The following is a 26286-nucleotide window of genomic DNA, read 5'->3' on the forward strand; positions in this document are numbered from 1 at the left end:
GCAATATCCATTTTTTATAACATATGGTAATCTATATGGACGTGAGAAAAGGAGGGGCACATGGATAATACAGAGGTTTATAGAGTGAGGCGTCCGTCGTTAATACCACTTCTGGTGTATATCAGTCTGCTAATGGGGATTCAATTATTTCAAATTTATAATCTAAACTATCGCTATACAAGTAGTGACAACTTAGTGCTTTCTTGTTTACTTTATGGTCAGGCTATTTTGTGTTTCATTGTTGCAATTGTTTTAGTCTACAGGATATTTACGATCAGAAGAGTTGTTGAAATTCAGATTCAACCGGAATCTATATTAATAGAAGATCTAGGAATAGAAGCAGAGCGGATTAATGACATATATATAAAAGGATATTTTAGTCCTGTAGTTGGGATTAGACCTAAAGTGAATAAATTTGTTCCTTATAAATTATGCTTTAATTTTCTGTCACAAAAAGATGAAGATGAAATAATGAAACAGTTAAAAGCTTGGGCCGAACGAAATCAGATCAAAGTAACTCATAAAAATTTTTCGAGATGGTTATAAGCTCTTCTAGACTAATATACGAAATGAAAGACACTGACTCCTTGTTGGTGTCTTTTTTTTGATTAAATCGTTATGTCATATGACATGTAACGAAGCTAATTGGTGACAGAACGTTTCTAGCTAGAATGACAATCCGTTTGTGATACTCAGAACAGGTTTACTATTTACAACTAACCCTATAGAGGAGAATGGATTATGAAGAAAAAGACACGCAAGCTTAGCGTCATCGCACTATTATTATCAACAGCTGTATTTACAGCATGTTCAGCACCAGTCTCCACTAACGCAACCAGTTCGAAAGGATCTTTTAATGGAAAAGAAATCGAGGCTTTCGCGGACCCTATATTTGCGCAGAAAATGAAGGAATACAATGTGAACGGATCCAATTTTGTAGTGGTTAAAGACGGAAAGGTGCTCGTGAATAAAGGGTACGGATATGCGGACAAAGAAAAGAAAACCCTTGTTGATAAGAATACCGTCTTTCAGATCGCATCCGTGTCGAAGACATTTACCGCTTTAGCAGCTTTGCAGCTAGTGGAACAAGGAAAGATGAATCTTGATCACGATATCAATGCGTATCTTGGCGGAATGAAAGTACCAAATGAAACGGAAACTCCGTTAACCTTAAGAAATATGTTATCTTACACAACGGGCTTTGATTACCCGGATAAAGCTAACTTTGTTGCACCGGAATATGTAGATCAGGACATCCCCATGAAAAAGTTTATGACGGAGCATATGCCGACTGTCGTTCGGACGCCGGGTGAAGCGTATACCTATGATAATTTTGCCTTTTTACTTGCGGGCTATGCGATTGAGAACGTAAGTGGTACCCCGTTTTATAAGTATATGGAGAACCATGTGTTCAAACCGTTAGGAATGAACTCTACTAGTGCTCGATTTACCCCAGAGCTTTTAGCTAGAATGGCCACGCATTATGGACCAGATGGTAAACCTCATCCAACCTTTGGGCATGCGCCTACCGATGGGCCACAGGGCAGCATCCTTTCCACAGGAGAAGATATGGCTAAATATTTAACTCTGTTTCAACAACAAGGTAGTGTGAATGGGAAGCAAATCATTAGTAAAGAAACCACGAAGATGATGCAAACCTACTCTGTATTTGCGAATGAATCGCTTCCGATGACGACGGTTGGAGGATTTGAAGGGTATCGTAATGATCTGATGAATGGCTATCATGTGGTTCTCAAAGGCGGAAATATGCCTGGTCATCAATCACTGATCGTATTATTGCCAGAGGAGAATACCGCTTTCTACATGTCCTATAACAATGACACAATGATGAGCTTAGACATTTATGAAGCCTTGATGGATCACTATTTTCCTGAAAAGAAAGCACCAGAGGCGCCAACGTATCTCCCATTGCCTGCATCAGAAGCTACTAAATATACTGGAACTTATTTGAACACCAGATTCTATTTCTTGAAATCGAACTTCACCTATGCAGATGGCAATCTGATTATGGAGACTGGAACAAGCGGTACACATACGTTACGAATGATTAATCCGCTATTGTTCGAAGATGAATTAGGTAACAAATTGGCCTTTAAAAAAGATCATAAAGATCAGATCGAATACTTTTATTATACGAATCCTAATAGCCCAGACTTTGTTTCAGATGCTCGTAAGGTTCACACGAAGCCAGCATTCGCTGATGTATCTGAGGAGAGCGTTTATAAATCTTACATCGACAACCTGTATTCGCTTGATGTGATAAGTGCTAAATCTGGCAACAATTTCGAACCACAGGGAACGATGACGCAAGGTGAGTTTATGGATGCTCTAATTCTTGCCCATGGATGGTACGGCTTTCCTCATTTAATTGAGGGGAATAAAGAATTAACGAAAAAAGGAATCCCTGGTTTTGATCGTAATGCTGTCATCACAAGACAAGTAGCAGCCGTTATGATTCAAAATCTAAAACAAGCTAAGCAAGCTTCAGAAATTACGCTTAAAGGTGACACAGACTCATGGGCCACTGATTCGATCATAGCATTAGTGTCACAAGGCATTGTAGATCCTGATACAAAAGTGAATGATGACGGGTCTGTCGATTTTCGTTCTAAAAAGCCTTTGCTTCGCCAAGAAGCGAGTGCTTTACTTGATCTTGCTTTTGGATACTATACGTTGCCAATCAAACACTAAGAATTGGACACCTCAGAGAGACTCTTTGGGGTGTTTTTTTTAATGATAGGTTTAAGAGCTAAATGAAATTATCGGTAGTATAAGGTTGTTTTAAATGCTAAAATTACCCAAAAGAATTTTCTTACAGCAAGGAGGTATTCTGTTGGATTACAAAGGGTCATCGGTGTATGACAATGAAGATTTTTTCTATAACTATTTATTGAGAAGAAACAGAGCGGATAGCCCAAATAACATTATTGAAAAGCCGGTTATATATGATCTTATGGGCGATGTACTTGGGAAAAAGGTGCTCGATTTAGGATGCGGGGATGCTAAGTTCGGATATGAGTTGCTTGAGCAGGGATGTAACTTTTACGAAGGTGTGGAAGGTTCAAGTACTATGGTCAAAGCGGCAAAAGAACTGTTAAATACATCTAAACGTGAGATTCACCATGCTACTATGGAGAGTTGGAATTACCCAAAAGAGAAATATGATTTGGTAATCTCTCGATTGGCTATTCATTATTTACAAGACCTAGAACCAATCTTTGATAGTATCCGTAGTGCGCTTATCCCTAATGGTCAGTTTATTTTTAGTGTACAGCATCCGGTTCTAACATCATCCATGAAAAGTGCAACAACTTCCGAAAGAAAGTCGGACTGGATCGTCGATAACTATTTTGAAATGGGTAAGAGAATGGAGCCTTGGATTGGAGAAAGTGTAGTTAAGTACCACAGAACTTTTGAAGAGTATTTTCAGTCACTGAAACATGTTGGATTTAAAATAGAGGATATTAGAGAATGTAAACCAAATCCTCAGTTTTTTAATAGTGAAGGAGAGTATAATAGAAGGATGAGGATCCCACTTTTTCTCGTGTTTAAATGTATAAAATAGTTTGTTGAAGTAACGCTAGTCTAATGAGCATATGAATGAAAAGAATTGCAATAAGGAGGACTAAGATGAAACGGATGCAGTACATACGCCCAACCGAGCATTACGATCAAAGAATTACTGATATCGATGAGCAGATTTGTGCATTGATAAAACAACGTAAGGAACGCTCGGATAATAATCCAGGATTCCCATCTTTTGAGTATATTTCAGATTGGGCGGCGAAGTTTGAACTCTACGAGGATTTCTTGAAAACGGTATTTGGGACATTATTTGGTGAAGATCATTTTAAGCCGATGGTCGAGCCAACGGATTTTAGAAAACATATTGCTGTTCTACAATCTATTGAGGCAGATGAGTTCTTCTATACACTGACCTCTATACGACAATACAGTAATGCAAGTGTTGTCACGCTTAGTATAGATTGGGATATTACCTCTGAATTATTTGCCAATAAACTTAACCATTTTGAGCTGTGTATAGGAGAAGCGTATGACAGTAGAATGACGAATGCCGGAAGTTCATCAGGACATGCAGCTTATAACTACGTAGTATCTCCGCCCCTCCCCGACGATATCTCCGGTATTAAATTAGAGTTCAGGGAATTTAGTTCACCCTTAAAGAAGGACGGGACAGGTACTGAAATTGTGTTTAAGCTAGAATAACTATACAAAGTATTTTAACAATAGAATCTAGCAGGAAGAGGTACGTATCTATGAATCAAATGATCTGGCTAACTGGACTATCGGGTTCAGGTAAATCTACGCTTGCAGAGGAACTGAAAAATCACATTGAGAATTGCTACATTCTGGATGGTGATACATTGAGGAGAGGTATTAATCAGGATCTTCAATTTAGCGAAGAAGATCGATTGGAAGTTGGTAGAAGAATTGGTGAGATTGGTAAGATTCTGCTTGATGCGAACCTGAATGTGATCGTTGCCTCGATCTCTCCCTACCGCTCTACACGCGATAAGGTCCGTTCTCTCATAGGGGATTCCTACAAGGAAGTTTATGTTCAATGTCCTTTGGAAGTATGTGAGGAGAGAGATCCGAAAGGTCTATATAAACAAGCAAGAGCCGGACAAATCAAGCATTTTACGGGTATTGATTCTCCATATGAGGAGCCCGTTAGCCCGGATGTGATCGTAGAGACAGACAAGTTTTCCTTAGATGAATGTGTGTCGAAAATCCTTCAACACACATCAGCTATGGGGAGCAAATAAAACATTTATTAAATTTGATAGAAAAGACGAGCAAACCATCAACGGTTGCTCGTCTTATTTACGTTCCATTGTCAGTAACACCGCTGGAAAATAGTTCTGCGAATATCATTGTAAATGATAATCATTATCATATATGATGGGGGTATAAATCTCTCAACATGGAGTGATAGAGAAGGGGGAGCGCAAGACGGTGACATTGAATGATCAAGCTTTGCTATGGAATCAGGCATTCATCAAGATCATAGATATACGACATAGAAGAATGGAACAAGACGAGGAGCTGCATGCGTACAGAATGCCCTCAAGCGTCTTCTTATATGTGACTAGAGGTAGCGCACATCTCCAACTGGACGGCATAGCACACCGCGTCAGCCGGTTTTCCTTGCTCCATGGGGGCAAGGGTCTCTACCTTGATATTACGGCAGATGAGCTGCTGGAATACTATATTATTTTGTATAAAGCGGTACTAGCACTACCATCCCGTCAAGAAACGATCAAGCTGATGGAGAAGCACAATCCGTTTCAAATGCAATATGTATTTAAGCCCCATTATCCGATTTCCGTTTTCCATCATGTCACCTCCATGAGCAAGGAGTGGCATCGTTCAGATCTACTCAATAAGCTTCAAGTTAAAGCGATATTTTATCAAATGGTTTATGAAATTCTAGAGCAGATGGAACGCCAGAATATCATAGCCGTTAAGCCTGACTTGGTGGCCCAAGCGGTTCGTTATATTCATGAACGCTATCGGGAGCCGATAACGCTTGAGACGCTGCTTGAACACCTTAGTTGCAGCTCCAGACAGCTACTGCACGCCTTTAAGAAGCAAGTGAGAACGAGCCCGATCGATTATTTGATTCAATTGCGGATGAGCAAAGCGAAGCAGTTGCTTCTATCCACAGATTTCACGCTGAAGGAAATTGCCGAGAGTGTAGGCTATACCGACAGCTATTATTTCAGCCGTATCTTCAAGAAATACGAGGGTGTTTCTCCCACCAGCTTTAAAGAAGCAGCGTTGCAACAGGAGCAGCGTCGAAATAATCCATCCTTCGTGTTCAGATCTCCCATTGTTGCTAGAAGGCAGCAACGTTATATTGGTAATGAGTTTGAGAATCATTATCAATATAAAAGAGAAGGGGAAATACCGATGTATCGTAAGTCAAGAACAACAATGGCAGCAACCTTATTATTTTGTTTCGTTCTCTTTTTGAGTGCATGCTCGACAGGGGGAACGAATGTCACACCGACAAGCAACAGCACTTCTACTAATAATGTTGCAACTTCCGCAAGTCCAGCTGCGAGTCCGTCGACGGATGTAAGTAATGACACAAGAGTGATTAAGCATGCGATGGGGGAAGAAACGCTTACCGGCGCCCCTGAACGTGTTGTCATATTGACCAATGAAGGAACAGAGGCACTTTTGGCACTGGGCATCAAACCGGTCGGAGCCGTTCAGTCTTGGATTGGTGACCCTTGGTACGACCATATCAAGAAAGACATGGAAGGCGTTACGGTTGTGGGAGACGAGCTTCAGCCGAATATTGAATTGATCGCGAGCCTCAAGCCGGATCTGATTATCGGTAATAAGGTCAGACAAGAGAAAATCTACGATCAATTAAAGCAGATAGCTCCGACGATATTCTCCGATGACCTGGCAGGAGATTGGAAGATTAATTTCAAGCTCTACTCCGAAGCTTTAAACAAGCAGGAAGAAGGAGCGCAGGCGATGGCGGACTTCGATAAACGAGTTGCGGAAGTCAAGGCGAAGCTCGGTAGCAAAGCAGACACGAAAGTGTCGGTGGTGCGCTTCTCCGCGAAACAAGTGCGTATTTATCAGAAGCAAACGTTCTCCGGCGTGCTCTTGAGCCAATTAGGAATTGCACGGCCTGAATCGCAGGATAAAGACTCCTTTATCGAAGTTATGACCAAAGAGACGATTCCTAGCATGGATGGTGATGTTCTCTTCTATTTCGTGTCGGAGACTCCGGGCAAGGACGATGCATCGAAGGTCGTGGAGGAATGGAAAAAAGATCCGTTGTTCCAAAATTTGAGCGTTTCAAAGAACAAAAAGGTGATTCAAGTCGATGAAGCAATCTGGAACTCGGCAGGCGGATATGAAGCAGCCAATCTGTTGCTGGACGAACTCGTTAAATACTTTGATGTGAAATAATAAAGGCGGATCGAATCAACAAGCTGGCGCTGTATTCGCGTCAGCTTGTTGACGATTCCGGCAGTTTAGTTGTTAAGACTGCCAATGAATAGGAGGCTCGGTGCAGACGTGAATGGTTCTTTCCTAAGCAAGCGAAAGCTCGCCGGCCTAGTTGTCGGTGCAATTTTGCTTCTAATTAGTATGTTATGCAGTGTATTGTATGGTCTTCATCAATTCAGCTTGAAAGATCTATGGCTGGCTTACAGTCAATTCAACGGTTCGAACGAACATCTTATTCTGACGAAGGTTCGTGTTCCCCGAACCCTGATTGCGGCACTGGTGGGGGCAAGTTTAGCAGTAGCCGGGGCAATTATGCAGGTTCTGACAAGAAATCCGCTGGCTTCGCCCTCTGTCTTCGGTGTAAATGCGGGCGCTGTGCTATTTATTGTCATCGGGCTACTCGTATTCGGTTCCTCGTTAACGATGAGCGGCATGGTCTGGCTTGCTTTCGCAGGTGCGGTCGCAACATCGGCGGTTGTCTATACGCTTGGATTGCAAGGAGGCGGTTTCGAGCCTGTAAAGCTGACCTTGGCCGGCGCTTGTATGGCAGCTTTCGCTTCCTCTATTACATCCGGCATTATTCTAATTAATAAGCAGTCGTTGGAATCAGCCCTATTCTGGATGATCGGCTCTGTAGAAGGAAGAAATCTGGAGCATTTATTGATGGTTCTGCCTTATATGGCAATAGGAATGACGATCTCACTATTACTATCGGGCTCGTTAAATATTATGGCGATTGGAGACGATAGCGCGAAGAGCTTGGGACAGCGTCTAACGCTGGTCCGCGTGCTGTCGGCTACGGCAATTGTACTATTGGCGGGAAGCTCGGTAGCAGCAGCTGGTCCGATTGCTTTCATAGGACTTATTGTCCCTCACTTATGCAGATACATCGTTGGGCATGATTTTAGATGGCTGCTTCCTTATACCGCATTAGTTGGGGCGATTCTTTTGGTGACTGCGGATTTAGCATCGCGCTTTATTCTGGAATCCAGAGAAGTTCCGGTTGGTGTCGCAACGGCGATTATCGGCGTTCCCTTTCTGATCCATGTGGCTAGGAGGAAACAGCATGCTTAAAGCGCGTATAGCGAAGCATTCGTTCTTGTTGTTTTTAGGTTTAACTTGTATCGTTGCCGCCTTGTCGCTCCTTAGTTTATCCGTTGGGGGAGTTAGCGTACCATTAAAAGAGGTACTTGCTTCTCTTACGGGGCGAAACGCAGAAGCCAGTAACCTGATCATTATGCAGTTCCGTTTGCCTCGAATAGTAGCCGCTATACTCATTGGCGCAGCATTGGCAGTAGCGGGTGCGCTATTACAGGGCGTCATCCGCAATCCTCTCGCTTCGCCCGATCTGCTGGGTGTAACCGGAGGGGCATCGGTAGCTGTGGTTGCCTTCATGACTTTCGTGACCGGGTACAGTATCCACTGGGTACCGTTCATTGCCATCGGCGGCGCGTTGGTTGCGACAACTATTAATTATGTATTTGCTTGGAAAAAAGGTGTTTCGCCGTTTCGGCTGGTGCTGATCGGTATTGGCATTTCTACCGCAATGGGCGCGCTCACTACGTTTCTGCTAATTAGCGGGCCGGCTTATTTGGCCGCACAAGTGCTGAATTGGATGACGGGAAGCATCTACGGCACCAATTGGAGTTATATTGAAGTGCTGTGGCCGTGGGTAGCGGTATTCATTCCTTTATCGCTACTGCTCGCGAAGGAATTAAATGTGCAATCCTTAGGTGAGGATGTCGCTCGCGGGCTTGGAAGCAGGCTTCAGTTAAGTCGGATGATTCTCTTATTTTATAGCGTTGCACTTGCCGGTGCTGCAGTTGGCGTAGCCGGGACGATATCGTTCATCGGATTGATGGCACCGCATATCTCCAGAATGCTTGTTGGAAATTCTTACAAGCTGATCATCCCGGTATCCGCGTTAATAGGTGCAATCATTCTACTGTTGGCGGATTTGGCAGGAAGAATGCTTTTTCAACCGCTAGATGTTCCGGCAGGCGTGTTCACAGCAGGCATTGGAGCTCCTTTTTTCATGTATCTGCTGTTTAAGCGCAAGAAGATTTAGATCTTCTTTCAAGAGGATGAGAACAGAGGGAGGCAAAGAATGGGTCAAAAATTGGAGCTTTTTGACGTAACTATAATCGGTGGAGGACCGGCAGGGTTGTATGCTGCCTTTTACAGTGGAATGCGCGACATGAAGACGAAACTGATTGAGGCGAGAGAGGAACTCGGAGGAAGGACATTAATGTATCCGGAGAAGATCGTCTGGGATGTCGGCGGCATGGCCCCCGTTCGCGCAGCACAGCTGACAAAGCTCATGATCCAGCAAGCTCAAACTTTTGATCCGACCATTGTACTGGGTCAACAAATTACCGGGTTAGAGAGATTGGTGGATGGCACGATGCGTATAACATCTGCGACCGGAGAGCAGCATTGGAGCCGGACGCTGATTTTGGCCATAGGCCATGGTGCGCTAAAGCTTGCTAAGCTTAACCTGCCCGGAGCGGAAAATTACGAAAAGGATAATCTCCATTATAACGTTACGGATGTGGCAAGCTTTCGCGGTAAAAGAGTGCTAATCTCTGGAGGCGGTGATTCAGCTGTAGATTGGGCTAATGAACTAGTAGGAATCGCTTCAGCGGTCACGCTCGTGCATAGGCGGGATCGATTCAGTGGTATGGAACGGAATGTGAGGCGGATGAAGGCATCGAACGTTCAAGTTCTTACGCCATATGCCATTAAGAATTTATACGGGAATGGCAATCGCCTTGATGCTGTTTCAATCGCCCCATTAAATGCGGACGGGGAATGGACGGATGAAACAGAACAGGAGCGTCTTGCGGTGGATGCCGTCCTAATTAATCATGGGCTACGCGGGGATTTAGGTCCTATTGTAGATTGGGGGTTAGTGAGAGAGAATTGGAATTTTAATGCGGACGAGAAGCTGGCAACCAATCTTCCGGGAGTGTTCGTGGCTGGAGATACGGCAAATTACGGCAGCAAGCTTTATCTTATTGCCGGAGCTTTTACGGATGCAGCGTTAGCCGTGAACAGCGCCAAGTTGTATATCGAGCCGGATGCGTCAACAAGAGCGCAGGTCTCCTCACATAACAGTAAGTTTGATGTGAAGAACAGGGCGTTAGAAATTGTAGAGGAACGAAGCCGAAGGGATGACTTACAAGAGGTTTAACTTCATTAATTATTTTGGAAATTTTATCTATGTTTGATGCAGAATTTCAGCTACTATTGTTAAAGGATAGAACAGTAACTGTTCCTGCATTAATGCACATAATTAATAAGACGGTACACTATCTCCCTTATAGTTTAGTGATGCTGAATCTGCTTATGTCTATGGATCTCTACCTATCTATCCTTCTAATTTATGATCGGAGATGGTATAGATGAACTCATTGAAAAATAAAATTGCAATCGTTACTGGAGCAAGCAGATCCACAGGAATCGGAACAGCCATATGCCGTTCACTTGCAAGCCAGGGGGCAGATATTTTCTTTACGCATTGGCATCCTTTTGATGAAACAGAAGGGAATGGTGGAGAAAAGGAATGGCCGGAGCAACTTTGTGCAGAACTGAAAAGCTTGGGAGTCAGGGCGAGTCACATGGAAGCAGATTTTTCCAATCCTGAAATCTCAATAAAGATTATGGATCAGGTAGAACAAACTTTAGGAAATGCTTCCATTTTGATTAACAATGCAGCTTATTGCGTGCCCACGAATTATCAGAACCTGAGCATCACTTCGTTAGATCAACACTATGTAGTGAACAATCGTGGCACGGTTTTACTCAGTACTGAATTTGCCAGAAGATTCGAAAAGAATCATTCAAAGGGGACTCCAGGTAGAATTATTTTTATGGTTTCTAAAGGGCCTGACCCTGATAACCTGGCTTATATATTGACAAAGGGTGCATTAATTGGATTAATTGAACCTCTTTCTGTTGGTTTAGCTCCGCTACATATCACAGTTAATGGTTTTGATCCGGGTCCTACGGATTCCGGGTGGATAACGAATGAGATGAAAACTCATTTTTTGCCTATGTTTCCAATGGGAAGAATCGGGTTGCCTGAAGATGCAGCTAGAGGCATTAGTTTCTTAGCGAGTGATGATTCGCAGTGGATTACGGGGCAAGTGATAAAGTCTGAAGGTGGATTTCTAGGAAAATAAAGACATGAGTATTTCATCCTGGCTACCGATTGAACGGTAGCCTTTTTTAGTTAGTGGGCAGACTATCGCTACAAAACATGGAAATTGATGATATAATATCCAAACTCAATAATTTAGATATGAAGGGAGAAGCCCATCATGATTACTCTCAGAAAGATCACACTAGAAAACCGACGTGCCATTTTCAATTTGGAGGTTTCAGACGATCAACGTCGCTTCGTAGCTTCCAATTTATCAAGCATGGCTTCGTGTTATGTCCTTGTAACCAATGGTGGTCATCCATTTCCGTTTGCGATTTACGCGGATGAAGAGCCGGTTGGTTTTGTGATGATGACTTATGGAATCACTGGATATGAAGTGCCATCCTTTGTAAATGATAGCTATTGTATCCTGCGACTAATGATTGATAAACGATACCAGAATCAGGGGTACGGCCGAGAAGCCATGACAAGAATTTTAGAATTTATCCGCACTTTACCGGCTGGCCCCGCACAATATTGTTGGATTTCTTATAAGGCTGATAACTTGCCCGCTAAAAGGCTCTATGAAAGCTTCGGTTTCCGTGACAGCGGCGAAATTATTGAAGAAGAGCTAACAACCATATTGCGACTTTGATTTGTTTTCCACTTTTCAAAGGTAGTTTCTTCAGCATTATGCTTAATTTAGAAAGCCCGAGGTGTGATATGGAAAGAGTAGCGAATATTAGAACGGAAGAGAAGAGATATCATGACATGTGTTACGATAGTTATAATTTATTCGAGCCAGGTTCCTGGCTACATAGACCCGTACAAACGGCAATCGATCTTTTAGAAGCCTACACCGATCAAGAATATTTAAGTGTACTAGATTTAGGATCTGGGATTGGTAGGAATAGTATACCTATAGCGGAATCCATGAAAAATAGAAATGGTAAGGTTGTTTGCGTGGATTTATTGGAGTCGGCCATAGAAAAATTAGAGAGTTATAGTCAGAAATTTGGGGTAGAACCCTTTATTGTGACAAAATTATCAGACATTGAACATTTCGTTATCGATAAGGAAAAGTATGACATTATTTTAGCAGTGTCTTCTTTGGAACATGTAAGTTCGGAAAAGGTACTTCACAGAAAACTTAATGAAATGATTTGTGGAACAAAAACAAATGGGACCAATTGCATTATTATCGGATCGAACATACAAGAGGTAAACCTTGAAAATGGACAAGAATTAGATCCAATGTTTGAAGTGAATTTATCTACAGAAAAAATGCTGGACTTATTAGTTCATCAGTACACTGAATGGGAAGTTCAACAACAATTTGTAAAACAATTAGAATATGAAATTGAAAGAAACGGACAAGCTGTAAAACTTACAATAGATTGTATTACCTTTGTTGCTAAGAAGTTATAAATAACACTAGGAGATGGTTATGCCTTTTACCTTTGCTCATCCTATATTTGCACTTCCGTTTAAATATGTGAAACCAAAATATTTTAGTACTACAGGCTTGATATTAGGAAGTATGTCGCCTGATTTTGAGTATTTTATTATGCTTGAGCCCTATCAAAGTATAGGCCATTCTATAACAGGACTATTTTTGCAGGCGATTCCCCTATGTGTGATCCTTGCAGTGATTTTCCATGTCATCGTAAAGGAAATATTAGTATTGCATCTTCCTTCAACTTATAATATTGATCAACGAGCATACAATACCTTAAGCAAGTGGAGATTGAATCCTAAGGGCTGGGTAGTGTTTATCCTATCTGTGATAATTGGTTTTTTAACTCATGTGTTCATCGATGGATTTACACATTTCAATGGTTACTTTGTTGAGCGATACTCCCCTCTAAGAGACCTAATGATTTATAATTTCCCTCTTTATAAAATACTGCAGCATTCTTTTTCGGCATTCGGATTAATCATGCTAACCTGGATGATAATTAGTTCTTTGTATCGACACCATGAAACGATAACGACAATACCAGCGGTTTCTACGAAACAAAAGATTGTTTTCTGGACATTAGTAGTTGTTGTAGCAGTTGTTTTGTCCAGTATAAAGTTATTTTTTAGTTCGAGCGGGAATATAATCGGTATTCTTGTGGTTTCACCTATAACGGGGATATGCTTAGGAATTGTACTTGCATCGCTCATTATAAGCGTGCTACAAACAACAAAACAATAAAAATCATCGCTTCATCAAAGCATCCATAGGGTGCTTTTGTTTTTTATTATTTTAAAAATGGTTGAGAAATACATAGTTAATAAGGGGAACTTTACTTATAATATTATTTTAGCGTATTTTTCCAGTACGCTGTATTTTAAGCAACACTAGGCTGAAAGGAAGTTATCCCTTGTTTGAGACTTTGCTTTTGAATTTCTTGTTTTTATTGTTTCCAATCTTAATTTTTCTACTTTTCTTTGAAAATCGTGCTTTTGCTTATAATAGTAAGATTCTAGTTCTACTGTCGGCAGTGACCATGTGTCTCTGTATAGCCAAACCTTTTAAACTCGATATGGGCTTTATTTTTGATTTGAGATATATCCCGTTTATCATTGTGGCTCTTTTTGGTGGATACAAGAACGTTCTACCGCTATATATCCTTTTAAATATCTATCGATTCTATGTGGGGGGAGAGGGTACGTTACAATCCTTTCTTTTCGCCACTTCAATCCTGATTCTGGTTCCTCTATATAGTAAAAAGTTCTTAAAACTAGATTCGAAAAGTCGCATCATCGCGGCAACAATAATTTCTTTTCTGACGATGGGATTTTACCTAATTATATTAGGTTTTACACAGGGGAGTTTAAATAGGGAATATTGGTTTCTTACCTTAAATGCCTTTACGACGCATGTCGGGGTGATGTGTATCAATATGATCTTAATAGAAAAGATTATTACTAATATTAAGAATCGCGACCGAATTATGCAATCTGAAAGATTAAATGTCGTGAGTGAGCTAGCGGCAAGTGTATCACATGAAATCAGAAACCCGCTTACAGTGACCAGCGGTTTTTTGCAGCTGTTGAATAAATCGAAGACGATCACAAGGGAGGAGAAACAGTACGTAGAGTTATCTCTATTAGAATTACAGAGGGCTGAAAAAATCGTGAGTGACTATCTCTCATTTGCTAAGCCGCAATCTGATAATATGGTTTATTCCAACATGCAGGAGGAGGCAGAATATACTAAAAATATCATCATGCCTTATGCCACTATGCACAAAGTAGAGGTTAAATTTAATTTTAATAATTCACTATTCAAAAATTATGATCGGAACCAAATACAGCAATGTCTTATTAATCTATATAAAAACGGAATCGAAGCCATGAAGGAAAAGGACGGTGGTACGCTGTTCATCGATATTTCGGAAAAAAAACAAAATATTATTATCAGTATTCGCGATACTGGCATTGGAATGACAAAGGAAGAAATATCGCGTCTCGGTAAACCGTATTATTCGACCAAAGCCGAAGGGACAGGACTGGGAATGCTTATGGTCTACAGTACCATTGATAAAGTGAAAGGCATTGTTGAAGTTGATAGTGAAAAAGGTAAAGGCACAACGTTCCTTATCACCATTCCAACATAAGGGCAAGTTGCAGAGCGTCTCGTTTGCTGTTTATCCCCCACTAGGAGTGTGTAATACCTTTCATGAAAGGATTTCGTGTCATAAGGGCAATGACCCTGTGCGAAGTCCCATCTGGAGGTGCAGTAATGGAGATATTTGTAACTATAGGTGTCAAACTGATCATTAGTTTCTTTGGTTTGTGGATCATTACCTTTATTACTGGCCGCAAGACGCTTAGTCAATTGACGCCACTTGATTTCCTGTCATCATTGATTTTAAGTGAGATTGTAGGGAATACGATATATGATAATGAGGTGAAGATCTGGCATCTGCTGTTTGCGCTTTTCATCTGGACCGCTTTGTCTTATTTGTTTGAAAAGGCAACGACCCATTTTGTGAAGTTCGGGAACATGGCGGAAGGCCGGACGGTGTTGCTTATTGACGATGGCAAAGTGAATCAGGATTTGATGGAGAAATACGATATTGAGTTTACCCAACTGCTGTTTATGCTGCGGCAGCAAAATATTTTTTCTCTAAGTGAAGTGAAGTATGCTCTGCTCGAAACGAATGGCTCTCTGTCGATTATGCGCAAGTCTGAAGAGGAGCAATCGGAGCAGTCTTCCTCTTTTTCCATTACAGTTATTGATAAAGGTAGGCTGCTGGAAGATTCGATGCGTGGCAGACCGATGAATAAGATACAGATCCAGGAATGGATCAGGGAGCATGGCTATCAATGCGTTGAGGACATTGCTTATGCTGAATACAAGGAAGACGGATCACTCTATATCATACCTAAAAACAAACCATAAACCTTGTTAATAGTAATATATTTTAATGGAGGTACATCTTTATGGGGATTTCTTTATGTAAAGCAGACGTAAGTGATGCGGAATTTATTCATCAAATGCAAGTCAAAGCCTTTATGCCATTACTGGAGAAATATAAGGATTATGAAACCAGCCCAGCCAATGAATCCGTAGAACAAATGATAAACCGAATTAATCAGTCTTTTACAGATTATTATATAATTAAGACTTCTGATATTGCTGTGGGCGGTGTCCGAATCGTTAAAAAGGAAAACAATACTTACCGTGTCAGCCCCATATTTATTATGCCAGAATACCAGGGGATGGGGATCGCTCAGCAGGTTTTTGCAATCATTGAACAGAGATATAATGACGCGAAAAAATGGGAGCTGGATAGTATTGAGCAAGAGCAGAGGAACTGTTATTTATATGAAAAGGTAGGATATAAACGAACAGAAGAAACAAAGCGAATAAACAATAAATTAACTTTAGTATTTTATGAAAAATATATGGATTAAAATTTAGACAGCGGACAGCTCGTGTCCACTGTCTTTTTTGATTAAAATTAATAAACTCTAATACGCTTCACAAATAACGATAAAATTAATCCGATAACTGCAATTGTTGCGATAAATAAGTATGCATGTGTAATTCCTGCGGTTAAAATTTCAGGCTGTGCAGCAGTTGGATGTGTATTAGCGAATCGTGTTTGTCCGCTAGACATTAGTGTAACAGCGAACGTTGTACCAAGAGCACCTGCGATTTGTTGAAGTGTGTTCATAACAGCAGCCCCATCCGGATAGTATTTCACGGGTAACTGATTTAAGCCATTGGTTTGAGCGGGCATAATGACCATAGCTAATCCGATAAACATAGCGCAGTGTATTAAAATAAAGGTCAGGTTACTGGTTTCAGTAGAATTGCTTGTAAATAGAAAACCTGCAATGGTTGCGATGGAGAATCCAAGCGGCAGCAATAATTTCGGACCGAATTTATCAAATATTCTACCCGTAACTGGAGCCATAGCTCCGTTAATCACACTGCCTGGAAGGAGTAGAATTCCTGCAGCTGTAGCTGATAACAATAAACCTCCTTTTAAATATAACGGTAATAAAATGGCAGAGGATAAGATGATCATCATTCCTAAAAAGACCATTATCAGACCTATTGTAAACATAGGATATTTAAACACTCGTAAATTTAGCATCGGCGTTTCCAACTTAAACTGTCTTAATACAAACAGGATTAAGCTGATGACACCAACGATAAGAGGCAGATAGACAATGATTTCACTTAAATCATGATCAGCGATGTTGCTAAATCCAAATACGATGCCACCAAATCCGAAAGTAGAAAGTAGAATAGATAAAATATCTATTTTAGGTTTAGAGATTTTGGCTACATTTTTGATAAATGTTAATCCGAAACCAAATGTAAATAATAATAAAGGTAAACTTGTCCAAAAGATAAACTCCCAGCCAAAATGATCCACGATCAAACCAGACAAAGTTGGTCCGATGGCCGGTGCACACATAATAACAAGTCCCATCATCCCCATGACAGTTCCACGTTTATGTGCAGGGAAAATTATTAGAATAATGTTCGTCATTAGGGGCAGCAATAAACCAGTTCCCAAGGCTTGCACTAAACGCGCAATTAATAAGGAGGTGAAATTGGGGGAGAGGGCAGCAATTAAAGTACCAATGATAGATAATAACAAGGATGCTGTGAATAATTGTCTAGTGGTAAACCATTGCATTAATAGGGCGGATATCGGAACGAGGATACCTAATACAAGTAAATATCCTGTGGTTAGCCATTGAACCGTTGAGGCGTTGATTGAAAATTCATCCATTAAGTTGGTAAAAGCCATATTTAAGGCGGTTTCACTAAATAGCCCGACGAATGCACCTAGCATAAGTGAGAAGGCCATTAGGGCGGGACGTTTAACTTGAACAGCTGCTGTTGATTCCATGATAGGGATAAACCTCTTTTCAGAATTGATTCGTATTATTTTTGAAGAATAGATGATATGTCAACTATAGAGCGGAGGATATGCATTTATGCCTCACTTACATTATTCTGCACACGAGTTAACAAAGTTGTTAGCGCTGAGTACTCCGCAGGAGAGAATCCTGTCGCTATAATTTCGTTTAATTTGATTGTCACCTCATTGATTGTAGTCTCTAATTTCCTGCCTTCGTCTGTGACAAAAACATTTACCGAACGACGGTCTTGCATACTTGTTACTTTATGAATGTACCCTTTGTTCTCTAAGCTAGCGATCATTCGGGCAACACTGGCTTTATCCTTCCCAAGTTTATTAGCAATCTCGTTCTGAGATAGACCTTCTTTCTCAAGCAACAAAGCCATAAGTAAATGTTGTTCAGGCGCAAGCCGAACGGGTGCAAGCAATTTCGTTAAATAATTGGCTATTTCTAAGTGTAAATCTCGAATCACTAATCCTAGTGGGTCTTTGGAATCCATGTGATCTCTCCTAATCAAAATATAGATGATATATCAACGTTCATGATTTGTTTATATTAACATAAAGTAACTAATACAAGTCAAGTTAAAGAAAAATCAAGTTAATAATTCCTCGGTACTAGCTCACGAATAGTAGATCTATTAAAAATTTATAGATTTTAGTACAAGCGTGAAGACCTCTTCCACAATATATTGTTATAAATACATTGCTGGAGGGGAATTTATGAGAAAAAGAATATCATCAATAAGAGGAGTCAAGAGTTCACTTTCTAAAGGATCAACGCTGAAACGCACTTCGAGTAAACCGACGAAAAGAGTAGGGAAGTCAAGAATTCATATTAGACAAGCTAATGCGTTTGAACTACAAGTATTTAGATTGGTCAACGAAGAACGGACGAGTAGAGGAATTGCTGCCTTAACTCTAAATACGCAGCTTACTGATCTTGCAGTTTTGAAATCAAGAGATATGAGGGATAATAATTATTTTAGCCATACCTCTCCAACTTATGGCACCCCATCTCAAATGTTAGATCGATTTGGAGTGGCTTGGCGTGCTTATGGAGAAAATATCGCGGCGGGCCAAGCAACACCTGAAGCAGTAATGAGAACGTGGATGAACAGTACTGGTCATAGAGCTAATATTTTGGATCCTCGCTTTACGGATATTGGGGTTGGTTATGTAGGGGGAACTGCTACAAGTCAATATCAACATTATTGGACACAACTGTTTATTCAGAAACCATAAGAGATTACAGAGAAGCCACTCTATAATGAAATACGCCTCTGATTGTGTGTCTAACCATTGAGGTGAAGTTCATTTATGGGGTGGTTTGTCTTGTGTTTTTGAACTGCTTTACAGAAACCTTTCTGGAAGAATGTCGTCTAACAAGATATGGAATTTTGAGGAGGGGAACTATGCGTAAAAAATGGATACTTATAGGCGTCTTGCTGCTTATGGCAATCACTCCATTGATTGATGTCACAAAGGTACAAGCCGCAAAAGTATTGTTTGACGGAACTAGTAGTGCGGAGCAACTAAAAGCACTAGCTTCGATTAATAAAATTCGGCAACAAATGGGGTTGGATGATGTGAAACTTGATCCTGCCCTCGTTAAGGCGGCGATTAATCATGCTCGCTACGCTAATGCTAATTTTACGATAAAGTCTGAAGGCGATTTATCTATAGAAGTGAAAGGTCGTGAGTTCTTTACCCAACAAACGCCTAAAGAGAGAGTGTTAACTTCGGGTTTTAGCGGAGAAGTACCGGAGATTATGGAAACCGTATATATGAAAGAGCGGGCCTATGATGAATTTGATATGGCTTCAGAGATTAACGAGCTAGCAGTTATGCATGATCGCAGGGAAGTGATGCTGACCCCGGCAGTTGCTTCTATTGGCATTGCACGAGTGGGTAAGTCTACCGTGATTGTTGGTGCTGTGAAGTCAGAAGGCGTAATGATTACACCAGCGACTGCGAGCGTATTTCCTTATGATGGAATGACGCGAGTGTGGGCAGGCAACATTTACAAAATGAATGCACAGCAGTTAATTCAAGGAGAAGCTACAACACTTACGGTGTTTAGTAGTCTACGGGATGTAGCAGACCTAAAGGCTAAACTAAGCACACAGGCAGGCAACCGCCACATTAGTATCCCGCTTAGTGTGAAGAAACTCAATTCTGGTTACGGGTATGTACTAACAGCGCAGCGTCAGTTGAGGGGGGATCGGGAGTATACCGCGGAGGTTTCATTTCAATCTGGTGGCAAAACGCTAGTGAAAAAATGGACCTTTAAGACAAGCCCATTCCTGTATCAGTTGAACATTGATGATATGCCACTTCTATCAGCACCGCCGCTAAACATTGTGAATGGCATTTCAGAAGTGCCCATGCGTTATCTCTTTGAGTTATTTGGAGCCAGGGTAGAATGGAACAAGGCAACTCGCACGATTACCGCTGAAAAAAATGGACTTTCTCTGAAGATGACCATCGACGATCATACAGCCTACATTAATGGACAAGCTGTGCAGATGAATAGCCCACCTCATCTATACGGTTACGCGACCTATGTTCCTCTCCGATTTATATCCGAAACGTTCGGATATGATGTAGAATACGATCCGATCGAACGTTCGGTGGACATTTGGACAGGTCTTTTATGAATATAAATAATCTATTTTTCCACATACTATATTGTAATTATAGATACTTCAACGACCCCAAGAGAAATTGGAGCAAGCTCGTTAGAACCCTTCAGCATCATGAACTTCTCTTAGTGACTGGAGGGAAGGGCAGTTTTATGATGGAGCGAAAACGACATTCGTTTAAAGCTGGTATGTTATTCTATATTTCTCCAGATGTTAAGCATTCAATAGAGATAGATGCTGAAGATCCCTTATGCTTTCTGTCCGTTCATTTCAACTATGCGAAGGTGAGCGTGAACGAGGAGAACTGGGGAATTAGTGGTGATGTGGATTCACTCCATTTGCAAGCTGTATCCGAATTGAAGGATTATTATCAAGTGGAAGATATCTTCGGACAAATGATTCAGAGCTGGAATACTAAGCTGCCAGGGTATGAATTTGTAGCGAAGACTTTGTTACAGCAGCTTATCATTGCAATTGCTCAAAATACACAAAAACAAAGTCAAAATTACTCCACTTCATTAAAGGTGGAAAAAATTATTAATTATATGCATCAAAAGATCAATGAGAAAGTTAGCTTGAGCGAATTGTCAGATTTGGTACAGCTTTCACCTGCTTATTTATCGAGAGCATTCAAAGAGATTACAGGTTATTCGATCATTGAGTTTTTTAATAAAATGAAAATTGATAAAGCGAAAGAGCTGATTCTTGAAGGGGACATAAAAATCAAAGCGGTTGCGCAAACCCTTGGATTTACGGATGAATTTTATTTCAGCAGAATTTTTAAAAGAATGATAGGCATCAGCCCTTCGGAATTTCAGAGCAAAAATGTCCATGGAGTTTAGAATAATGCATGGTATAGAGCCAATCTGACTGTTAATATGAGGTTGTTATTGTTAGCAGAAAGAAGGCTTTTTTTATGTCCATGTGGAAAAGGAATTTGATCGTTTGCTGGTTTGGTATGTTTGTAACGGGTGTAGGTATGAGCCAGATTGCGCCAGTATTGCCACTTTACATTAAGCATCTTGGCGTGGATAATGCCGATTCCGTTGCTCAGTTTTCTGGCATTGCTTTTGGGATTACCTTTATCGTTTCAGCCATATTTTCACCCATTTGGGGACTGGCGGCAGACAGGTTCGGACGGAAACCAATGCTTTTGCGGGCAAGTCTTGGGATGGCGATTGTGATCAGCTGTATGGGTTTTGCACCTAATGTGTATGTATTAATTGCACTAAGATTATTACAGGGCACAATAACGGGTTATAGTACAGCTTGTACTACATTAATCGCAACTCAGACGGATAAGGAACATGCAGGATATGCTTTAGGAACCCTTTCAACAGCCAGTATTGCTGGAGCCTTGCTTGGCCCAACGATTGGTGGTTTCATTGCAGAAAGCATGGGTTTACAAAGTTCATTTTTTGTTACGGGTGGACTGATGTTGGTTGCCTTCATTACAACGGCTTTGTTCGTGAAGGAATCTTTTCATCGTGAAGATAAAAAGACGCTAAGTATCAAGGAGGTCTGGAGCAGTGTTCCAGAGAAAAGCCTAACGCTAACCTTGTTTGTAACCTTCTTTATTCTAACTGTTGCTTTATACTCTGTAGAACCAATTATTACGGTATATGTTACTCAGCTCTCCAAGAGTGCTAGTCATGTGGCTCTGCTTGCAGGGATGACCTTCTCAGCTTCAGGGCTGGCTAACATTATTGCTGCACCAAGGCTTGGCAAGTTGTCTGACCGAATAGGTGCTCAAAAAGTTATACTAGTTGCGCTTATAGCGGCAGGACTTCTGTTTATCCCACAAGCGTTTGTTCAGAATCCTTGGCAGTTAATGGGTCTGCGTTTTCTACTAGGATTAGCGGCAGGTGGGTTAATACCTTCTGTGAATATCCTCGTTAAGAAAATAACACCAGATGCGCTTACAGGCAGAGTGTTTGGATTTAACATGTCGGCAGGTTATCTTGGCACATTTGCGGGTTCGGTTCTAGGTGGGCAAGTGGCAGCCTGGTTTGGGATCCGAGATGTATTCTTTATTACGAGTGTTTTGCTATTGATAAATGCAGGCTGGGTTTATTTTAAAGTATATAAAAAACTAAGCTAAAATGGGAGAGAAGACAATGGAAGACTTAAAGAGATCAGAAACTGAATGTATTGATGCAAAGAAAACGGCGCTGGTTGTAATCGACTTGCAAAATGGAATTGTTAACATGCCGAATAAGGCTCCACATACAGGTGAGCAGGTGGTTCAGAAGGGCAGCAGTTTAGTTCAAGCCTTCACGGAAAAGGGGGCATTTGTGGTACTTGTAAGAGTATCCTCGTTAGATGGACAGGATATGTTAAGACCTCAAACAGATCTGAACATGAATGCAGGAGCCATTCCAGAAGGTTGGGATACCTTGGTACCTGAATTATCTGACTTCAAAAACGCACATGTGATATCTAAACGTCAGTGGGGGGCATTCTTCGGAACGGATCTTGATTTACAGCTACGGCGTCGTGGTATAGATACAATTGTCTTGTGTGGTATTTCTACATCCATAGGTGTGGATACGACAGCTAGAGAAGCTTATCAGCTTGGTTACAACCAAGTTTTTGTGGAAGATGCAATGACTGCTTCTACGAAAGTAGAGCATGACTATGTGTGTAAAACCATTTTCCCTAGGATCGGCAAGATTCGGTCGAGTGTTGAAGTAATATCCCTGTTAAAATAGGATGAAAAGCCCTCATGCTCTCTGTAATCCCAGAGATTGTCATGAGGGCTTTTGTTTGAAATCATGTACTTACATGAAGATAAGGAGTAGTATCCCAGCCAAGAAGCAGTAATAAGAGAAGTACTTCAAATTACCTTTAGCCATAATCCCCATAAACCAGCGCATAGAAAAATACGTAACGATTAGTGTAGTGATAAATGCAATTAAGTATGGAATTGCTAGTTGCGCTCGGTTCGGGTCACTGGCAATATCAGATGCCCCCATAACAAGTCCGCCCAGACTGATTGGAATATACAGCATAAAAGAAAAGCGTAAAGCAGTTTCTTGCTTCATTCCCACAGCAATGGAAGAGATGACCGTTGCGCCTGAGCGACTTATTCCAGGAATAAGAGCTACAGCTTGGGCAAGTCCGACTATGACTGCATCCTTCGCTTTTAAATCCCCATCTTGTTTACGACCGCGAAGATTACGAATTAACCATAAAGCAACCCCGGTTACCAGCAAGGCGATGGACACGGTGTGTACTGACGAGAAGATCTCCTCAATTTGGTCCTTAAAGAACAAGGCTACGATAACCGCAGGCATGGTGCCAATGATAATGTACAAAGAGAACATAAAATCTGACTTATATTCCTCTTTGCGGGTCAGAATAAATTGAACGAATCCAGTGATCAATCTTCCGATATCTTTGCGGAAAATAAAGCAAATCGCAATTAGAGAAGCCGTATTTGTTAGGATTTCAAATGATAGCCCATTCTGTTTTAAGCCTAGCAATTTCTGCGCGATGATTAAATGGCCGCTCGAGGAAACGGGGATTGGCTCAGTTGCCCCTTGAACAAACCCTAGAAACAAGTATTTAAGCCACAGTATAATATCTTCCATTTTTCCTCCCAGTATTTTTGTAATCTTTTTAATCATATCTCATTCAATGAAGAAATGACAATAGAACCATCGTGCCATATCTAAGTTCATCCCCTTAAATGAGGACTTGACTGAACCAGTTATAATATTCTTGAATGGCTTGTACACTAACCGAGCCTATCGCGAAAGTAAACTAAATGAGGTGGAACTATTTGTAGTTCATTAATTAAAATTCATCGGCAGGGCATTCCGAAAGCCGCCAGCGTTCTGGCAGAAGCCTTCGCAAAGGATGATCCATTGTATCAGCATATTTTGCCTGATGAAACAACCAGACTCCGCGTTTTAAACATTTTTTTTCATCGTTATATTGAGATGTTGTATCCTTATTCGGATTTACTAACGACGTCAACAAATTATGAAGCTGTCGCCTTGGTGTTCCATTCGGAGCGTCAGAGCGGGACATTGATTTCGAACGTCAACTATATGAAACAAATTGGGCTTGCGGTTCTCAAGTGTTTACCGATTTGCCGAATCATTGGTGTGCGAGGATTTATTCGAGGGTTAGCCACTTTGAACAGTATGAGCTCCTTATGGTTATCGATGTTTGGAGATCAGAAGTATATGCATTTGGATATGCTTGTAGTGCAAGAACGTTACCGTGGGCAAGGATATGTATCAAAAATTATGATGCCGCTGCTCGCCGAGTGCCGCGAGAAGAATGCATTATGCACGTTAGAGACACAGACGCCAAGCAATCTACCTATCTATGAGCATTTTCAGTTCCGCACAGTTAAGGTTATCCCCTTACCCAACAGTACATTAGAGCAGTATTGCATGGCATGTACTCTAGATTCTGCAGAGTAGAAATGCGTGGATAGAATCTATTATTTTGTTTAACAATAAATAGCATAACCTTCGATGAATTGATATAATAGAAACATATATTCGCGTACTTCAGAACCCTATACGGATGTATACGGGTTTTATTTTTATTTGGTGAGGATGGCAGAAAGATGAATTGGTCGGATTTTGGCGAACGAAATAAACGATTGAATCCCCTATGGAATCTGGGGGCTGGGATGAACCTTGGCGAAATCCAACCGTACAAAGAAATGATATCTTTAAGCATCTTGTTGCAAGTCTATTATTTGGAGCTAGAATCCAATGAGAGAAGATCCAAGGAAGATATAATAGCGTTGACTTGGACTGCATTGGAACGGTTCAATATTGCGAATCTCGGGACTACCGAATCCGTAGAACGTTTAGTAGATGGCCTGCTCTGGAGCGGAAATGGTGGGGATTTCGAATCCTATTATTATGATGATGCGGCTCGGCAAATGTCTGTGCAGAAATATAAGTATTTCATGGTGGATGAGGATGCGACCCGCAGTAGCTGGGAAGAGAGCGGCAGAACAATCTATCGTCTCTCCGAATATGCCATGGAGCTTATTTTTATGAGTCATGAGATTATTGAAGAGTTCCAGATCAGCATCAAGCTGCTCGAGATTCAGATGCATATTAAGCATGGACGTGTAACTCGGGCGCTTCAGGATGTGAATGAGCTTATCTCCCGGGTTAGGAAGATGACTCATGAGCAGCAGGAATACCGGAATGCATTGCGCCGTAACCCGAAGCATATTTTTAGTGAATTCGGAGTGGCCCGGCATCAGAGACTTGAAGAAATTCATCAGCAATTCGATGAAGAACGCAAGCATTTTGATAATATTCATCGTTCTCTGGCCCGGCTAGCCAATGACGAGAAAGATGTGATCGACTTTAATGAGATCCGTATTCTTTCTGAACGAGTCGAGCTCTCAAGGCGTGTACACGATGAGCTGGCTGAGATAGTCTTGAATATTTTCGAGGTGGAGACCAACTTAAGATTGAACTTCCCTGAACTATTCTGGGGAGCCGCCGGCTTTAATTTTCGTACGCATGTATGGGAGGAATGGGTTAAAGAAGAGGGTCTGCCAAGCGGTGACAGCTTTGAACTGCTGCTCGGCGGATTGTTTGCTCCGAATCAGGATTTTGTCTATCCACTTCCTTGGGCTTGGGAGGAACAAGAGGTTGGTTTTATCCCGGATATAGTAATAGATGAACTTGAAGATGAGCACTATGCTGAGAATGCTCAATATATTCCTAAAGGTATTCCATGGACGGAAGTCGTTGAACTGTGGAAGCCTGTGTTCAGTGCACTAGCCCAGCGAGGGAGCTTTACGTTTACTACAGAAGCTTTTACCGAGGAGGAATTAACAAGATGGGCACGCACACCAGATGCTGTCGATCTGTGGGTGCAGTTTTTTCATTCAGAGATTGTAGTACAGGAACAGGCTCCGGAGAACAGCAACGGATCTGATGAATGCCAGCTGCTAATCAGGTACGTACTAGCGGATGATCCTCAACTGGAGAGCTTGCACGGCAAGCTGTTGCGGACGAGCATTGCGCAAGAATCAGCCCTAAGGGTACGCTGGTCTGGTCTAGACATGAGCCCATATACTATTACGATCGTGGAGAGGTGAGAGGTTACT

General features: G+C 41.3%; 26 protein-coding genes. 23 read left to right on the forward strand and 3 right to left on the reverse strand.

What is annotated here, in order from left to right; genetic code table 11:
- The first annotated feature begins 60 nt into the window (after window positions 1-60).
- The 16 genes from MKX60_RS14445 to MKX60_RS14520 all read left to right on the forward strand — a co-directional run bounded on the left by MKX60_RS14445 (window position 61) and on the right by MKX60_RS14520 (window position 16072).
- Window positions 61-546: a hypothetical protein gene (locus tag MKX60_RS14445; RefSeq protein WP_076120707.1), complete on the forward strand. Its 486-nt coding sequence runs from the start codon at window positions 61-63 to the stop codon at window positions 544-546.
- 195 nt (window positions 547-741) lie between these two features.
- On the forward strand, window positions 742-2712 hold the full coding sequence (locus tag MKX60_RS14450) for a serine hydrolase (RefSeq protein WP_341060151.1): 1971 nt from the start codon (window positions 742-744) through the stop codon (window positions 2710-2712).
- Between the two features lie 142 nt (window positions 2713-2854).
- A complete protein-coding gene (locus MKX60_RS14455; RefSeq protein ID WP_341060152.1) occupies window positions 2855-3586 on the forward strand; it encodes a class I SAM-dependent methyltransferase in 732 nt (243 codons plus the stop codon).
- A gap of 65 nt (window positions 3587-3651) precedes the next feature.
- Window positions 3652-4248, forward strand: a complete 597-nt coding sequence (locus tag MKX60_RS14460) for a hypothetical protein (RefSeq protein WP_341060153.1) — start codon at window positions 3652-3654, stop codon at window positions 4246-4248.
- A 20-nt stretch (window positions 4249-4268) separates the two neighbouring features.
- Window positions 4269-4808 carry an adenylyl-sulfate kinase gene (gene cysC / locus MKX60_RS14465; protein ID WP_256721766.1) on the forward strand — a complete coding sequence of 180 codons (540 nt, stop codon included), beginning with the start codon at window positions 4269-4271 and terminating at the stop codon, window positions 4806-4808.
- A gap of 190 nt (window positions 4809-4998) precedes the next feature.
- A complete protein-coding gene (locus MKX60_RS14470; protein WP_076286613.1) occupies window positions 4999-6978 on the forward strand; it encodes an AraC family transcriptional regulator in 1980 nt (659 codons plus the stop codon).
- A gap of 84 nt (window positions 6979-7062) precedes the next feature.
- Window positions 7063-8091, forward strand: coding sequence for a FecCD family ABC transporter permease (locus MKX60_RS14475; protein ID WP_042189822.1), 1029 nt, complete (start codon window positions 7063-7065; stop codon window positions 8089-8091).
- Window positions 8084-9085, forward strand: a complete 1002-nt coding sequence (locus tag MKX60_RS14480) for a FecCD family ABC transporter permease (protein ID WP_076286614.1) — start codon at window positions 8084-8086, stop codon at window positions 9083-9085. The genes MKX60_RS14475 and MKX60_RS14480 overlap by 8 nt, the downstream gene beginning before the upstream one ends.
- Window positions 9086-9124: 39 nt before the next feature.
- A complete protein-coding gene (locus MKX60_RS14485; protein ID WP_341060154.1) occupies window positions 9125-10210 on the forward strand; it encodes an NAD(P)/FAD-dependent oxidoreductase in 1086 nt (361 codons plus the stop codon).
- A 211-nt stretch (window positions 10211-10421) separates the two neighbouring features.
- A complete protein-coding gene (locus MKX60_RS14490) occupies window positions 10422-11201 on the forward strand; it encodes an SDR family oxidoreductase (protein WP_076286617.1) in 780 nt (259 codons plus the stop codon).
- Between the two features lie 138 nt (window positions 11202-11339).
- Window positions 11340-11816 (forward strand): GNAT family N-acetyltransferase, encoded by a 477-nt coding sequence (locus MKX60_RS14495; protein WP_076300494.1) that lies wholly within the window; start codon window positions 11340-11342, stop codon window positions 11814-11816.
- 68 nt (window positions 11817-11884) lie between these two features.
- Window positions 11885-12589, forward strand: a complete 705-nt coding sequence (locus MKX60_RS14500; protein ID WP_076300493.1) for a class I SAM-dependent methyltransferase — start codon at window positions 11885-11887, stop codon at window positions 12587-12589.
- A 19-nt stretch (window positions 12590-12608) separates the two neighbouring features.
- Window positions 12609-13361 carry a DUF4184 family protein gene (locus MKX60_RS14505; protein WP_341060155.1) on the forward strand — a complete coding sequence of 251 codons (753 nt, stop codon included), beginning with the start codon at window positions 12609-12611 and terminating at the stop codon, window positions 13359-13361.
- 169 nt (window positions 13362-13530) lie between these two features.
- Window positions 13531-14769: an ATP-binding protein gene (locus tag MKX60_RS14510; RefSeq protein ID WP_042189805.1), complete on the forward strand. Its 1239-nt coding sequence runs from the start codon at window positions 13531-13533 to the stop codon at window positions 14767-14769.
- Between the two features lie 125 nt (window positions 14770-14894).
- Window positions 14895-15557: a DUF421 domain-containing protein gene (locus MKX60_RS14515; protein WP_042189803.1), complete on the forward strand. Its 663-nt coding sequence runs from the start codon at window positions 14895-14897 to the stop codon at window positions 15555-15557.
- Between the two features lie 41 nt (window positions 15558-15598).
- Window positions 15599-16072: a GNAT family N-acetyltransferase gene (locus MKX60_RS14520; RefSeq protein WP_076300490.1), complete on the forward strand. Its 474-nt coding sequence runs from the start codon at window positions 15599-15601 to the stop codon at window positions 16070-16072.
- 47 nt (window positions 16073-16119) lie between these two features.
- Here MKX60_RS14520 and MKX60_RS14525 read toward each other — a convergent pair whose 3' ends face one another.
- Window positions 16120-17529 (reverse strand): MDR family MFS transporter, encoded by a 1410-nt coding sequence (locus MKX60_RS14525; protein WP_341060156.1) that lies wholly within the window; start codon window positions 17527-17529, stop codon window positions 16120-16122.
- A gap of 86 nt (window positions 17530-17615) precedes the next feature.
- Window positions 17616-18041 carry a MarR family winged helix-turn-helix transcriptional regulator gene (locus MKX60_RS14530; RefSeq protein WP_076286624.1) on the reverse strand — a complete coding sequence of 142 codons (426 nt, stop codon included), beginning with the start codon at window positions 18039-18041 and terminating at the stop codon, window positions 17616-17618.
- A 223-nt stretch (window positions 18042-18264) separates the two neighbouring features.
- On the opposite strand from MKX60_RS14530, the gene MKX60_RS14535 reads away from it, so the two are divergent.
- From MKX60_RS14535 to MKX60_RS14555, 5 genes are all read left to right on the forward strand, one after another.
- A complete protein-coding gene (locus MKX60_RS14535; RefSeq protein ID WP_341060157.1) occupies window positions 18265-18786 on the forward strand; it encodes a CAP domain-containing protein in 522 nt (173 codons plus the stop codon).
- A 170-nt stretch (window positions 18787-18956) separates the two neighbouring features.
- Window positions 18957-20201, forward strand: coding sequence for a stalk domain-containing protein (locus MKX60_RS14540; RefSeq protein WP_341060158.1), 1245 nt, complete (start codon window positions 18957-18959; stop codon window positions 20199-20201).
- Window positions 20198-21028, forward strand: coding sequence for an AraC family transcriptional regulator (locus tag MKX60_RS14545; protein WP_076286627.1), 831 nt, complete (start codon window positions 20198-20200; stop codon window positions 21026-21028). Before MKX60_RS14540 ends, MKX60_RS14545 begins: the two co-directional genes overlap by 4 nt.
- 74 nt (window positions 21029-21102) lie before the next feature.
- Window positions 21103-22287, forward strand: a complete 1185-nt coding sequence (locus MKX60_RS14550) for a multidrug efflux MFS transporter (protein ID WP_341060159.1) — start codon at window positions 21103-21105, stop codon at window positions 22285-22287.
- A 16-nt stretch (window positions 22288-22303) separates the two neighbouring features.
- On the forward strand, window positions 22304-22897 hold the full coding sequence (locus MKX60_RS14555) for a hydrolase (protein WP_341060160.1): 594 nt from the start codon (window positions 22304-22306) through the stop codon (window positions 22895-22897).
- A 69-nt stretch (window positions 22898-22966) separates the two neighbouring features.
- On the opposite strand, the gene MKX60_RS14560 is transcribed toward MKX60_RS14555, so the two are convergent.
- Complete coding sequence (locus MKX60_RS14560; protein ID WP_042189788.1) at window positions 22967-23779, reverse strand: undecaprenyl-diphosphate phosphatase; 813 nt, start codon at window positions 23777-23779, stop codon at window positions 22967-22969.
- Between the two features lie 276 nt (window positions 23780-24055).
- Between MKX60_RS14560 and MKX60_RS14565 the strand changes: the two genes are divergently transcribed.
- Both MKX60_RS14565 and MKX60_RS14570 read left to right on the forward strand, forming a co-directional pair.
- Window positions 24056-24622, forward strand: coding sequence for a GNAT family N-acetyltransferase (locus tag MKX60_RS14565; RefSeq protein ID WP_341060161.1), 567 nt, complete (start codon window positions 24056-24058; stop codon window positions 24620-24622).
- Window positions 24623-24771: 149 nt separating this feature from the next.
- Window positions 24772-26277 (forward strand): hypothetical protein, encoded by a 1506-nt coding sequence (locus MKX60_RS14570; RefSeq protein ID WP_341060162.1) that lies wholly within the window; start codon window positions 24772-24774, stop codon window positions 26275-26277.
- The last annotated feature ends 9 nt before the right edge of the window (window positions 26278-26286 follow it).

The organism is Paenibacillus sp. FSL R5-0914, assembly GCF_038004525.1.
GTDB lineage: Bacteria > Bacillota > Bacilli > Paenibacillales > Paenibacillaceae > Paenibacillus_AQ.

Excerpts from the sequence above, each read along its gene's own strand:
- MKX60_RS14495 (WP_076300494.1), top strand. The coding sequence starts at position 11,340 with ATGATTACTCTCAGAAAGATCACACTAGAAAACCGACGTGCCATTTTC.
- MKX60_RS14545 (WP_076286627.1), top strand. The coding sequence starts at position 20,198 with ATGAATATAAATAATCTATTTTTCCACATACTATATTGTAATTATAGA.
- MKX60_RS14570 (WP_341060162.1), top strand. The coding sequence starts at position 24,772 with ATGAATTGGTCGGATTTTGGCGAACGAAATAAACGATTGAATCCCCTA.
- MKX60_RS14460 (WP_341060153.1), top strand. The coding sequence starts at position 3,652 with ATGAAACGGATGCAGTACATACGCCCAACCGAGCATTACGATCAAAGA.
- MKX60_RS14520 (WP_076300490.1), top strand. The coding sequence starts at position 15,599 with ATGGGGATTTCTTTATGTAAAGCAGACGTAAGTGATGCGGAATTTATT.
- MKX60_RS14505 (WP_341060155.1), top strand. The coding sequence starts at position 12,609 with ATGCCTTTTACCTTTGCTCATCCTATATTTGCACTTCCGTTTAAATAT.
- MKX60_RS14550 (WP_341060159.1), top strand. The coding sequence starts at position 21,103 with ATGTCCATGTGGAAAAGGAATTTGATCGTTTGCTGGTTTGGTATGTTT.
- MKX60_RS14560 (WP_042189788.1), bottom strand. The coding sequence starts at position 23,779 with ATGGAAGATATTATACTGTGGCTTAAATACTTGTTTCTAGGGTTTGTT.
- MKX60_RS14530 (WP_076286624.1), bottom strand. The coding sequence starts at position 18,041 with ATGGATTCCAAAGACCCACTAGGATTAGTGATTCGAGATTTACACTTA.
- MKX60_RS14535 (WP_341060157.1), top strand. The coding sequence starts at position 18,265 with ATGAGAAAAAGAATATCATCAATAAGAGGAGTCAAGAGTTCACTTTCT.
- MKX60_RS14480 (WP_076286614.1), top strand. The coding sequence starts at position 8,084 with ATGCTTAAAGCGCGTATAGCGAAGCATTCGTTCTTGTTGTTTTTAGGT.
- MKX60_RS14445 (WP_076120707.1), top strand. The coding sequence starts at position 61 with ATGGATAATACAGAGGTTTATAGAGTGAGGCGTCCGTCGTTAATACCA.
- MKX60_RS14500 (WP_076300493.1), top strand. The coding sequence starts at position 11,885 with ATGGAAAGAGTAGCGAATATTAGAACGGAAGAGAAGAGATATCATGAC.
- MKX60_RS14540 (WP_341060158.1), top strand. The coding sequence starts at position 18,957 with ATGCGTAAAAAATGGATACTTATAGGCGTCTTGCTGCTTATGGCAATC.
- MKX60_RS14555 (WP_341060160.1), top strand. The coding sequence starts at position 22,304 with ATGGAAGACTTAAAGAGATCAGAAACTGAATGTATTGATGCAAAGAAA.
- MKX60_RS14485 (WP_341060154.1), top strand. The coding sequence starts at position 9,125 with ATGGGTCAAAAATTGGAGCTTTTTGACGTAACTATAATCGGTGGAGGA.
- MKX60_RS14450 (WP_341060151.1), top strand. The coding sequence starts at position 742 with ATGAAGAAAAAGACACGCAAGCTTAGCGTCATCGCACTATTATTATCA.
- MKX60_RS14525 (WP_341060156.1), bottom strand. The coding sequence starts at position 17,529 with ATGGAATCAACAGCAGCTGTTCAAGTTAAACGTCCCGCCCTAATGGCC.
- MKX60_RS14490 (WP_076286617.1), top strand. The coding sequence starts at position 10,422 with ATGAACTCATTGAAAAATAAAATTGCAATCGTTACTGGAGCAAGCAGA.
- MKX60_RS14475 (WP_042189822.1), top strand. The coding sequence starts at position 7,063 with ATGAATAGGAGGCTCGGTGCAGACGTGAATGGTTCTTTCCTAAGCAAG.
- MKX60_RS14515 (WP_042189803.1), top strand. The coding sequence starts at position 14,895 with ATGGAGATATTTGTAACTATAGGTGTCAAACTGATCATTAGTTTCTTT.